Genomic DNA, 12,787 nt, shown 5'->3' on the forward strand with positions numbered 1-12,787 from the left:
GTTTATATTAATGACAGACTAAAAAATTTTTAATCAATCAGTTGATATTGCTCACGTAAAATTGCAACAATTTCTGCTTTGGGATTATCAGAAATCACTATTTTTTCACCGGTGATTTTTTCTGCTATATCAGTATAGGTTTTAGAAACTTGCATTAAAACTTCTGTTGGTAATTCATTATCAACAGCAAGTGCTAAACGCTCTTCCATGCGGTCTTTATTGAGTAAAATATCAGGATCTGGGAAGTGTTTAAGTAATAACTGACGGAAACCTTCTTTTGAGTTTTCTACCACTTTACCGCCGCGGTATTGCTCTCCATCCCAAATACGTGACGAATCAGGCGTTCCTACTTCATCCATGTATATAAGCTTATCATTACCAGCTTTATCTTTTACATAACCAAATTCAAATTTAGTATCCACAAAAATTTGATCAAGCTTAGCTAATGCATTTGAAATAAGGTCAAAACCTTCGGTTAATAGTTTTTCATATAAAGTAATATCATCAAGTGATTTGAAGTTAAAAGCTTCATAGTTATCTTCAATATTTTTACGGGTAATATTTACATCATCAACCGCTGGAACACCTGGAATACCTTCTAAAATACCTTTAGTTGAAGGTGTTTGAAGTAGCTCAACTAACTTACTGTCTTTCTCCAACCCTTCAGATAATTCAATACCACAAAAATCACGTTCGCCTTTAACATAACTACGCCACATTGACCCGGTAATATATTGACGACAAATAGCTTCAATCATCACAGGTTTAGCTTTTTGTACAATCCAAACAAACGGATGAGGTATATCTAAAATATGGCTTTCAGCTAAACCCTGTTCATTAAATAGTTTAAACCAGTGATTTGAAATTGCATTAAGTGCTGCACCTTTTCCTGGTACGCCTTTCATGCCACCCTCACCATGCCAAACACAATCAAACGCTGACATTCGATCACTAATGACCATGATAGCAAGTGGTGTATCACTCGCAACATTATAGCCTTTTTCGGCTATTAAACGCTTACTGTCGGCGTCGGTTAACCAATAAACACTGCGGACTTTACCACTATGCACAGGCGCATCAGTTCTAATAGGAAGATCATTATTTACGGATAAAACTTTATCAGCTAGGTTCATGATTTTTACTCTCAACTATCAATCCTAAAGAGGATTTAATGGACTTAATGTTTAATTAATATAACTATTCTTAAGGGGGCTACTATAGCTAAGATGCATTACAAATAGCACACGAGATAGCACAAGGTAACAATCCTTTACAGACATCAAAATTAGATTAATTAAGCATTAATATTTAAAAAAATAAAAGTAAAAAGGACGCTATAAAGCGTCCTTTTCTCAAGCTTAACTAAAGTTTAGCTAAACTTACATTCTGTTACTTAAGCAGCTAAAGAAGCTTGCGCTTTTTCAACTAAGAAAGTGAATGCTGCTTTGTCGTATACTGCGATGTCAGCTAGGATCTTACGATCAATTTCAATAGAAGCCTTTTTAAGACCATTAATGAATTTGCTGTAAGATAAACCATTTTGACGAGCTGCTGCGTTAATACGAGCGATCCAAAGTTGACGGAATTGACGTTTACGTTGACGACGATCGCGGTAAGCGTATTGCGCTGCTTTAGTTACTGCTTGATAAGCAACACGGTAAACACGGCTACGTGCTCCGTAATAACCTTTAGCTTGCTTTAGAACCTTTTTGTGACGTGCACGAGCTTGTACACCACGTTTTACTCTAGCCATTTTCTATATCTCCTAATTAACCGTGACGTAAAAGTTTTTTAACTGACTTAATGTCAGATGCGGCGATCATGCATTTAGCACGAAGATGACGCTTAACTTTAGTACGACGCTTAGTCAAGATATGACGAAGGCCAGCTTGTTTGAACTTGTAGCCATTGGCTGTTTTTTTAAAGCGCTTTGCAGCACCTTTATTGGTTTTCATTTTAGGCATGTGAATAATTCTCAAATTTATACACTTTTCTATTAAAAGAAGAGGTATATGCCAAATATTAAGTAGCGAGGGCGAAAGTAATTTTCTTTATTTAACTAAAGTCTGTCACTTTACTTGCAAGCCTTTACTACCAGCGTAAAGATAAAGTTGGTGAATAGGAAATCCGAAAACCTCCTATTACTTGTCAAACCAAGTATTATCTATTTTTAGGGGCTAAAACCATCACCATTTGACGCCCTTCCGCACGACGCGGGAAGAACTCAAGCACGGTTAACTCTTCTAAATCGTTTTTAACACGAGTTAAAAGCGCTAAGCCTAGCTCTTGGTGGGCCATTTCACGGCCACGGAAACGTAAAGTTACCTTGACCTTATCGCCGCCTTCTAAAAAGCGTTTCAGGTTACGTAGTTTCACCTGATAATCGCCTTCATCAGTACCAGGACGGAATTTAATTTCCTTAACCTGTATTTGTTTCTGGTTTTTACGTTGTTCTTTCTGCTCTTTAGCTTTTTCATAGATAAACTTGCCGTAATCCATCACACGACAAACTGGTGGTTTAGCAGTTGGGCTAATTTCAACAAGATCAACACCAGCGTCATCCGCTTGGTCCATTGCTTCATCTAATGTAACGATGCCACCCGGCTCTCCGTCAAATCTAATTAGACGAACTTCATTGCCTGCGATATCTGTAATTAACTCATTTAAACGATGAGCTGGCTCTTTACGCCCGCCTCGTTGTCCACCTTTAATAGCCATGTTCCTCCAAAGAACTTTTTATTGATTAATTTCTATATTGATATTTTATTTCTAAATTGTCAGTGCTCATGGACAAACGTCAACTCTGCACTTGTACCTAAAAATAAAAATAAATCTCGGTTATCTAAGTTACAAAAATGAGTAAATTAAATAACCTTAGATTATCTTAATTGTGCCTTGTTCATTTAAACATGACACTTTTAGCTTAAAACTGTATTTATGCCCGTGTTTTAACTTCTTCACTTAACTTCGTAATAAAGTCATCAACCGACATTTTACCTAAATCTTCACCACTTCGAGTTCGAACAGCAATTTCGCCTGATTCCATTTCTTTGTCACCGACAACTAAAAGGTAAGGAACTCTCTTTAAAGTGTGCTCGCGGATTTTAAAGCCTATCTTCTCATTTCTCAAGTCTTGTTTTACTCTAAAGCCATTTTCTTTTAGTTTTTTAACTGTTTTTTGACAATAATCGCTCTGTTTATCGGTAATATTCATAATTACGGCTTGAGTAGGCGATAACCATGTCGGAAATTTACCAGAAAACTCTTCGATTAAAATACCGATAAAACGTTCTAATGAACCTAAAATAGCTCTGTGAATCATCACTGGAGTATATCTTTCGTTGTCTTCACCAACATAAGTTGCGCCTAAACGCTCTGGTAAAGCAAAATCGAGCTGCACTGTACCACATTGCCAAGCACGACCTAAACAATCCATTAAGGTAAATTCAATTTTTGGACCGTAGAATGCACCTTCACCTGGTAAATATTCAAAGGCAATATTACTATCTGTCAGTGCTTGGGCTAAACCAGCTTCCGCTTTATCCCAAATTTCATCACTACCAATACGGTTTTCTGGGCGTGTTGATAATTTAACAACAATATCTTCAAAGCCAAAAGAACTGTATACGTCGTAAACCATCTCGATACATTTTTTAACTTCGTCTTGAACTTGAGACTCCATACAGAAAATATGGGCATCATCTTGGGTAAAACCACGTACACGCATTAACCCGTGTAAAGACCCTGATGGCTCATTACGATGACAACAGCCAAACTCAGCTATACGTAATGGTAAATCACGGTATGATTTTAAACCTTGGTTAAAGATTTGCACATGACCTGGGCAGTTCATTGGTTTGATTGCGTATTCACGCTTCTCTGAGGTAGTAGTAAACATACCATCTGCATACTTGTCCCAATGACCAGATTTTTCCCAAAGGCTTCTGTCCATCATCATAGGTGCTTTCACTTCATCATAATCATAAGTATGAAGTTTTTCACGAACAAATTTTTCTAATTCTGTATAGATAGTCCAACCATCATTATGCCAAAACACCATGCCTGGCGCTTCTTCTTGCCAATGGAATAAATCTAATGTTTTACCAATTTTACGGTGATCACGCTTTTCAGCTTCAGCTAAACGCACAATATAAGCTTTAAGCTGCTTTTTATCTGCCCATGCTGTGCCGTAAACACGCTGCAACATTTTATTGTCACTATTACCACGCCAATACGCACCAGCAACTTTCATTAATTTAAAATGATGACAATGGCGCATGCTTGGTACATGAGGACCACGACACATATCAATGTATTCTTCATGATGGTATAAAGCAGGCGTATCTGTTTTTTCAATATTTTCATCAAGGATCTGTAACTTGTATGTTTCACCACGTTCAGTGAAAGCATCATAAGCATCTTGCCACGATCCCGTTTTCTTAACGACTTGATAACCTGTACGCGCAAGTTCAGTCATACGCTTTTCAAGTTTAACTAAATCGTCTTCAGTGATTGATTCATCAAGATCAATGTCATAATAAAAGCCATTTTCAATCGTTGGACCGATAGCCATTTTAACATTTGGGTATAATTGCTTTATTGCATGCCCTAATAAATGTGCGCATGAGTGACGAATGATCTCAAGACCTTCGCTATCTTTACTGGTGATAAGTTGTAAAGTCGCATCTTGGGTAATTAATTCACACGCATCAACAAGGTTTCCGTCAATACGGCCAGCAATGGTTGCTTTAGCAAGACCAGGGCCAATATCTAACGCAACATCCATTACAGATACAGCTTGTTCAAAAGAACGTTGAGAACCATCGGGGAGAGTAATTACAGGCATGTTTTTCCTTATCAGTGGCGGCGCACACTAAGCGTCGCTTGAGTTTTAATAGTTAAAAATAAATGGTATTAGCTTCTGCATCCTGCAAACGCTTAATCATGTTCATCCTGAACATAAAAAAGAGCACACAGCTCTTTTTTTAAATTTGGTTTTGTCGCCCGATGATTGTAAAAGCCTTCCCCCTTTTAAACAAGAGTTTTCAACAAGGTTTGAGCAATTAAAAACTGTTTATAGTCAATATCAATACGACTAAGAACATGGCTATCCTTTAACAAACTAATATAGGTGAAATAAATAACAATACTATCAAGCCCTAATCTATAGGGCACTTTATCTAAAATCCGTAATACCATTGATAAAAGTAAAGTGGCAATAACTATCTCATTAGGGCTACTGTCACTTTTATCTGCACAAATTACTTTACTATTTGTCGTGCTGTGCGGTCATCGATAACGCCATTGCCTCAGCGATTTTAATGCCATCAATACCCGCAGATAAAATACCACCCGCATAACCTGCTCCCTCGCCCGCTGGGTACAAGCCTTGTGTATTAAGACTTTGTAGCGTTTCTTTATCGCGAGTAATCTGAATAGGCGAAGAAGTACGCGTTTCCACTGCCGTTAAAGTGGCCTCTGACATTGAAAAGCCATTTATTTTCTTATCAAAAGCGGGTAAGGCTTCCTTAATAGCGGCAATGGCATAGTCAGGTAAAGTTTCACTTAAATCACAATAGGTAACACCCGGTTTATACGATGGCGTAACACTACCGTGCTCACCACTTTTACGCCCAGCGAGAAAATCGCCAACAAGTTGTACTGGTGCATCGTAATTTTCACCACCAAGTTTGAAAGCTTTTTGTTCTAATTTACGCTGAAAGTCCATACCAGCAAGAACGTGGTCACGTTCACTAGCAAACTCCCCAGTTTCTTTACTATCACTAAAGTCTGCCGGCTCAATGCCAACGACAATAGCACTATTAGCATTGCGCTCATGACGTGAATATTGACTCATACCGTTAGTCACAAGATGGCCTTCTTCAGATGCTGCCGCCACAACGGTGCCTCCAGGGCACATACAAAAACTGTAAACCGAACGACCGTTACTGCAGTGATGCACTAATTTATAATCTGCAGCACCTAATATTTCATTACCGGCATTGTCACCAAAACGTGCTTCATCAATAACAGATTGTTCATGTTCAATACGAAAACCAACAGAAAATGGCTTAGCTTTAAGGTAAACACCTTCATCAAAAATCATTTTAAAGGTGTCACGAGCACTATGACCGATAGCTAAAGCAATATGGTTAGTTTCAATATGCTCACCACTTGAAAGTGTTAAGCCCGTTACTTTCTGGTTTTGATAACCTTCAATGCCTTGAGTTGTAGCTTCATTACCATCAATATCAGTAAAATGAATATTATCAACGCGTTGATTAAACCTAACTTCGCCGCCAAGTTCAAAAATTTTAGCGCGCATTTGCTCAACCATGGTCACTAATTTAAACGTGCCTATATGAGGTTTACTGACATACAGAATTTCTTCTGGAGCACCCGCGGCAACAAATTCATGAAGAACTTTACGGCTGTAATGTTTAGGGTCTTTCACTTGGCTATAAAGTTTACCATCAGAGAAAGTACCAGCACCGCCCTCACCAAATTGCACATTAGATTCAGTGTTTAATATTTTTTTACGCCAAAAGCCAAAGGTATCTTTAGTACGTTGCCTTACTTCTTGGCCACGCTCTAAAATAATAGGCTTAAAGCCCATTTGAGCTAAAACTAAGCCAACAAATAAACCACAAGGCCCCATGCCAATAACCACTGGACGATTTTTAAGCTTTTCGGGTGCTTGGCTAACAAACTTATAGGCCATATCTGGTGTGGCTTTTACTTGAGTATCATCAGTAAATTTATCAAGCAGCTCAGCGTTAATTTTTGTGTCAACGTCAAGGGTGTAAATTAAAAAGATTTTATTTTTTTTACGTGCATCATAACCGCGTTTAAACACCGTAAAATTGACTAGTTGCAGGTTTTCAATTGATAGCTTAGTTAAAATGGCTTGTTCAATTTCGTGCTCTTTATGATCAAGCGGGAGTTTAATATTGGTTAAACGAATCATTCTTTGAGATCCAGCATTTGGAAGAGTAATATTTTTCACTATTTTACCTGTACGTTACCATTTTAGAAACAAGAGATTGAAATTGCTCTCAACAAAGGTATGATCCACACTACCATTGAGACAAATATTAACGAAATTTAAATAAAACCATGGCATTTGTAGTAACCGATAACTGTATCTTATGTAAATATACCGATTGTGTCGCAGTATGTCCTGCAGATGCTTTTTATGAAGGGCCTAACTTTTTAGTTATTAGTCCCGATGATTGCATTGATTGTGATTTATGTCCGGTTGAATGCCCTGCCGATGCTATTTACCAAGAAGATGAAGTACCTAAAGATCAACAAGAGTTTATTGAACTTAATGCCGAATTATCAAAACACTGGCCTAGAATTACCGAAATAAAAGCCCCTTTAGCGCAAGCACAAAAATGGGATGGCGTAACCGATAAAATTCAGTACTTAGATACTCAATCAGATGACTAGCAGCTAATCACTAATCATTCTTCACCAAGACAACAGCCTGTAGGAAAGCAGCTATACTAAAAAGAATATAAATCCTTGTAAACCCTTGGAGATAACTATGTGGCATAGCATTGAAAAAGCCATTAGCGATGAAACTGGCAAGGCGTTTTATATTTCAGAAAAGCAAGAAATCTCCATAGGCGGTGCTAGTGCCTCTGCTTTTCCTAGTTTACTTGGTAATAAAGAACCGCCACTCAACTTATCTTTTAAAATATCTGATGGCCAGCGCTGCTATTTTTTAAAAATAAATAATAAAAATCATCTAGAAAATTTCCAAGCAGAAGCCTACTCATTAAAACAACTTAATACACTAACTAGCATTGCCAGCCCCTGTGTAACAACCTTAGGCACGAGTTTAGACAAAAGTTTTTTAATACTCGACTATATCGACTTTAGTAAAGCAAAACCTATTCTTTGGTATCAACTAGGGCAACAACTCGCGCAAATGCATTATGAAAATCGTCATGGCCAATTTGGCTGGCAGCACGATAACTTCATTGGTAGTACCGTGCAACCGAACCACTGGAGCAGTAATTGGACAACTTTTTTTGCTGAACAACGCATTGCTTGGCAATTACAATTACTGTCTGAGCGAGCCATTATGCTGGGTAATATTGAACACATTACCCAAGTTTGTCACGACGCATTACTGCACCACCAAGTATCGCCTTGTTTAGTTCATGGTGACTTATGGCAAGGTAATACCGGTTTTACTGGCGAGCAAGCCATGATATTTGACCCTGCTTGCTATTACGGTGATCGGGAGGTTGATATAGCCATGACAGAATTATTTGGTCATTTTCCTGATGACTTTTATCATGGTTACCAAGCAGAATATCCGTTAGATGACGGCTATGGCCAAAGAAAACTTGTTTATAACTTTTACCATATACTCAACCACGCTAATATTTTTGGCGGTATTTATATTGATCAAGCAAAAGCGACGTTATCTCGAATTATGTCTTTACCATTACACTAAGCTGTAAGATTCTTTTTAGATCAAAGAGCTAACGATTAATCGCTAAAAGCACCGACTATATTTGGTAATTTAATTAAAAATAGTCATACTCAATAAAGAATATATGACGTTATAAAACTATTTACCCTTTCTTTTCGGGAGGCAATATGAACCAAAAACTTAGTGAAAAACGCATTGCTTGTCCTCATTGTGGCCACCATTTACACGCCACAATAGATGCTTCTGCTGGTGATCAAGATTACTACGATGAATGCCCATCTTGCTGCATGGAGATTCACTATAATTTACATGTTGATGAATACCGAAAAAAGATTCAATTAACGGTTGATAGTGACGATGAACAAGTCTTTTAATTCACCATGATTTAAATGTAAATACGACTCACTAAATTATAGATTTACCCGCTAAGTTCCATTCACTTTTTAAGACATTAATTGCCTTGTTTGCTCAAGCTATCTCCTCTATCATGCTTGCAGTTTCACTATGACAAATAGTCGAATTCCTCTTCCCTAACTAAAGTTACCAATGCCATGAATCTAGCTGACTTCTTCACCCACAGCAAAAGCTTATTAAAACTTACTTACCCCATTTTAATCGCGCAATTAATTCAAAACTTAATGGGTTTTGTCGATATTGTAATGGCTGGTCGTGTTAGCGCCACTGATTTAGCTGCGGTCGCGGTCGCAAATAGTATTTGGCTGCCCTTAATACTGACAATTTACGGATTAATAATGGCACTGGCTGCAATTGTTTCTCAACTCGCTGGCGCTAACAAATATACCGATGTGGTAGAGCAAACTTATCAAACCGCCTGGATTGCACTAGCGTTAGGGGTTTCACTCATTGGCCTCTACTACTTACTGACCCCTATAATTGCTCCACTGGTTACCTTAGAAGGTAACCTTGAAGAATTAATGTTTGACTACTTAGGTTATATTGTTTGGGGCGCACCAGGATATTGCATCTATTTAGTGCTGAGAAACTACTCCGAGGGTTTGTCATATACTAAACCTACTATGATCATTAGCATTATTGGTTTATTGGTGAATATTCCTGCAAATTATATTTTCATCTATGGTGAATTTGGTATGCCGGCGCTTGGCGGTGCAGGTTGTGGCATTGCAACGGCATTAGTTTACTGGTCAATGTGCATCAGTATGCTTATTTATTGCTTTTACTCAAAGGTTCTCAAGCAAGCAAATTTATTCAGTGCTTTTTATTGGCCAGTCTTTGCTGAAATAAAAGCAATTCTTGCCTTAGGCATTCCTATCGCTTTGTCACTACTTTTTGAAGTTAGCCTCTTTGCCATTGTTGCTATCATTTTAGTGCCTTTTGGCGCGCAGGTGGTTGCAAGCCATCAAGTTGCCTTAAACTTTACCGGTTTAGTGTTTATGGTGCCGTTAAGTATAGCGATGGCGACAACCATTAAAGTCGGTTTTGCTATTGGTAATAAAAACTTCAAACAAGCAAGAGATTATACCTTGTACTCGATAATACTTGGCTTATTACTCGCTTGTTTTACTGCGTTAATCACTGTGCTATTTAGAACACAAATTGCTGGAATTTATAGTACCGAGGCGCCCGTTATAGAATTAGCCGCAAGTTTGATGTTACTGGCGACCATTTATCAATTCTCAGATACTATTCAGGTAGTATCAGCAGGGGCATTACGTGGTTACAAAGACACAAAATCAATATTATATATAACCTTCGTCTCTTATTGGCTGGTTGGCTTATCTGTTGGCTTAATTTTAGGCATTACAGATTGGCTTGTTCCTAAAATGGGACCTTATGGTTTTTGGATAGGATTTATTGTGGGCTTAACCACAGCTGCTATTCTACTGGCTTGGCGCTTAAAAGTGATTCAGCAACGAATTCAAAAGGGAGAGCTATTACAAGAAGGTAGCAATCAGATAACATAAATCTAATTATGTAGTGCTATATTTGAACGCTTTGTTGTTTAAATCAGCAAGTAATACTTATTTTCCAATGAATTAAACAAAACTACTTGCAAGGCAATGAACCAAAAGCTAACATAGCGCTCGTTGAGTTATCAACATGTGCTCGCTTAGCTCAGTTGGTTAGAGTACTTGCATGACATGCAAGGTGTCACAGGTTCGAGTCCCGTAGCGAGCACCAAATCAGGGTTTAAAAACCCACTAAAAGAACCCGTAAGGCCTATAAACAAAGGCTTTACGGTTTTTTTTATGTCTAAAGCCGTTCAATAGCGCTCTTTGAAATCCACACTTTTAAGTAGTACAGTAAGTAGTACAGAATTTATTTACTCAAAGTTGTACTACTTACTATGGCTACAAGAACCACACCGCTGACTAATACCGAAGTAAAACAGGCAAAAGCCAAAGATAAGCAATACAAGTTGTCTGACGGTGATGGTCTACAGCTTAGAGTGATGCCCAACGGCTCTAAACAGTGGTTACTTGATTACATTAAACCAATTAATAAAAAACGTACGTCAATGACCTTTGGTAAATACCCCGCAGTTTCATTAGCCGAAGCGAGAAAAAAACGAGTAGCCGCAAGAGAGCTATTAGCCAAAGACATTGATCCCAAAGAATTCAAAGACGATAAACACCGCGAACAGTTACTTTCCGCCAGCAATACCTTGAAAAGTGTGGCTACTGACTGGTTTGAAATTAAGAAAGCTACTATTGCAGAAAATACCGCCAAAAGTTTATGGCGCAAGTTTGAAAACCACGTATTTCCCAAATTAGGCCACCGCCCTATTGATAAAATCTTAGCACCTGAAGCTATTGAAGCTTTAAAGCCCTTAGCCGCTAAAGGTAATTTAGAAACTACAGGCAAGATCATCGGTCATTTGAACAATGTGATGACGCATGCTGTTAATACAGGGATATTGCACCATAACCCTTTGTCAGGTATTCGCAGCGCATTTCAAGCACCTAAAGTCACTAATATGGCAACCATTAGACCCAATGAGCTTGGTAAGTTAATGAGTGATATAAGTTACGCCAGCATTAAATTGGTAACTCGATGTTTACTTGAATGGCAATTGCATACCATGACACGCCCTAGTGAAAGTGCAAAAGCGCAGTGGTCAGAAATAGACTTTGAAAATATGCTTTGGACTATACCTGCTGAACGAATGAAAATGAGGTTAGAGCATAAAGTCCCTTTAACACCACAAACCATTGAGATATTATCGCGTTTACAACCAATAACAGGAGATAGAAAGTACCTATTCCCTTCTAATATTAATCATCATAAACACTGTAATGTTGAATCAGCTAATAAAGCATTAGGTCGTATGGGTTATAAAAACAAATTAGTGGCTCATGGTTTACGTGCTTTAGCCAGTACAACACTCAATGAACAAGGGCATGATCCTGACGTTATTGAAGCTGCCCTTTCGCATGTAGATAAAAATGAAGTACGTAGAGCTTATAACCGCGCTGAATACCTTGAACGTAGACGTGTATTAATGTGCTGGTGGTCACAACATATTGAAAATTCAGCAAGTGGTAAAACTACTATTGAAGACAACCTTAAACATTTAAACGTTGTTTAAGGTTGTTAATCTGGAATTATTATATTGAATATAAGTCTACTCCACCTTATTTTCAATATTTAAATACCTATCGTTTAGTGCATCTTTTTATTGCAACAATAAAGTGCCAAGTAAATATTAAAAAGAAAGCATGAAAAATCAGAGTAACAAACTCCATGCCTTCTTTTAAAAATCTTCCATAGGGGGGGACACCTTTAGAGAAAATATTTGCTTGGGTCATAAATGCTGAAATATATTTATTTGCAGGTTCATATATCTTATATAAGCAATTACCCTCATATCCCAAAACTAGTAAATAATAAATTACTGCACAAGTTAGCATTAACAAAAATGGCTTACCTATACTAGAACCAAATTTAGATACATTTTCGTTAAACCAAAAAACTAGTCGTTCAGTAGATAAGGTTTTTGCCGCTTTTAACTCTTCTTTATATTTACGCATTTCATACGAATAGTACTTATTGGCATCAATCTGATTACCTATTTTATCGAAAGAGTCTTTTATTATTCTAAATGTTTCTCTGTTGGTGAATTGTTCATTAATTTCAGCATTTAAAAAGTTTGGTGATTCTTTTAAGTTTGCCTGCTCAAAGTCAAGACCGTTATGAAACTTTGCCTTACGAAAATTAGCAAAGCTGAGGAAGGTCGCGAATTCAAATTTTATCACACTACCATTAACACCTTTTGTACCAAATTCACATTCTTCAAAACTTGTAAAATCTTCGAAAATACTTCTACTGAGATTAAATTGATTAAACTTGGTTTTATAT

Annotated in this window: 12 protein-coding genes and 1 tRNA gene; 6 read left to right on the plus strand and 7 right to left on the minus strand. The window is 37.5% G+C overall.

The window, feature by feature from the left end; genetic code table 11:
* Positions 1–29: 29 nt before the first annotated feature.
* From GAB14E_RS20240 to GAB14E_RS20215, 6 genes are all read right to left on the minus strand, one after another.
* Positions 30–1,133: a phosphoribosylaminoimidazolesuccinocarboxamide synthase gene (locus GAB14E_RS20240; protein WP_033080616.1), complete on the minus strand. Its 1,104-nt coding sequence runs from the start codon at positions 1,131–1,133 to the stop codon at positions 30–32.
* A 260-nt stretch (positions 1,134–1,393) separates the two neighbouring features.
* On the minus strand, positions 1,394–1,753 hold the full coding sequence (gene rplT, locus GAB14E_RS20235; protein WP_033080617.1) for a 50S ribosomal protein L20: 360 nt from the start codon (positions 1,751–1,753) through the stop codon (positions 1,394–1,396).
* Between the two features lie 16 nt (positions 1,754–1,769).
* Positions 1,770–1,964 (minus strand): 50S ribosomal protein L35, encoded by a 195-nt coding sequence (gene rpmI, locus GAB14E_RS20230; RefSeq protein WP_033080618.1) that lies wholly within the window; start codon positions 1,962–1,964, stop codon positions 1,770–1,772.
* A gap of 196 nt (positions 1,965–2,160) precedes the next feature.
* Complete coding sequence (gene infC / locus GAB14E_RS20225; protein WP_033080619.1) at positions 2,161–2,718, minus strand: translation initiation factor IF-3; 558 nt, start codon at positions 2,716–2,718, stop codon at positions 2,161–2,163.
* 217 nt (positions 2,719–2,935) lie between these two features.
* Positions 2,936–4,846, minus strand: coding sequence for a threonine--tRNA ligase (thrS, locus tag GAB14E_RS20220; RefSeq protein ID WP_033080620.1), 1,911 nt, complete (start codon positions 4,844–4,846; stop codon positions 2,936–2,938).
* A gap of 423 nt (positions 4,847–5,269) precedes the next feature.
* Positions 5,270–6,967: an NAD(P)/FAD-dependent oxidoreductase gene (locus tag GAB14E_RS20215; RefSeq protein WP_033080621.1), complete on the minus strand. Its 1,698-nt coding sequence runs from the start codon at positions 6,965–6,967 to the stop codon at positions 5,270–5,272.
* A gap of 149 nt (positions 6,968–7,116) precedes the next feature.
* Between GAB14E_RS20215 and fdxA the strand changes: the two genes are divergently transcribed.
* The 6 genes from fdxA (at position 7,117) to GAB14E_RS20185 (ending at position 12,017) form a co-directional block, all read left to right on the plus strand.
* Complete coding sequence (fdxA, locus tag GAB14E_RS20210; protein ID WP_033080622.1) at positions 7,117–7,452, plus strand: ferredoxin FdxA; 336 nt, start codon at positions 7,117–7,119, stop codon at positions 7,450–7,452.
* Positions 7,453–7,549: 97 nt separating this feature from the next.
* Positions 7,550–8,470, plus strand: a complete 921-nt coding sequence (locus GAB14E_RS20205) for a fructosamine kinase family protein (RefSeq protein ID WP_033080623.1) — start codon at positions 7,550–7,552, stop codon at positions 8,468–8,470.
* Between the two features lie 146 nt (positions 8,471–8,616).
* The gene (locus tag GAB14E_RS20200) at positions 8,617–8,823 is read left to right on the plus strand and encodes a CPXCG motif-containing cysteine-rich protein (protein ID WP_033080624.1); all 207 of its coding nucleotides are present in this window, start codon (positions 8,617–8,619) and stop codon (positions 8,821–8,823) included.
* Between the two features lie 177 nt (positions 8,824–9,000).
* On the plus strand, positions 9,001–10,392 hold the full coding sequence (locus GAB14E_RS20195; protein ID WP_033080625.1) for an MATE family efflux transporter: 1,392 nt from the start codon (positions 9,001–9,003) through the stop codon (positions 10,390–10,392).
* 140 nt (positions 10,393–10,532) lie between these two features.
* Positions 10,533–10,609: transfer RNA gene (locus GAB14E_RS20190), tRNA-Val, on the plus strand.
* A gap of 166 nt (positions 10,610–10,775) precedes the next feature.
* The gene (locus GAB14E_RS20185) at positions 10,776–12,017 is read left to right on the plus strand and encodes an integrase domain-containing protein (protein ID WP_033080626.1); all 1,242 of its coding nucleotides are present in this window, start codon (positions 10,776–10,778) and stop codon (positions 12,015–12,017) included.
* A 67-nt stretch (positions 12,018–12,084) separates the two neighbouring features.
* Here GAB14E_RS20185 and GAB14E_RS25055 read toward each other — a convergent pair.
* Positions 12,085–12,787 (minus strand): hypothetical protein (locus GAB14E_RS25055; RefSeq protein WP_033080627.1); only part of this gene is annotated, 703 nt, incomplete at its 5' end.

Source organism: Colwellia psychrerythraea (assembly GCF_000764185.1).
GTDB classification, from domain to species: domain Bacteria; phylum Pseudomonadota; class Gammaproteobacteria; order Enterobacterales; family Alteromonadaceae; genus Colwellia; species Colwellia psychrerythraea_B.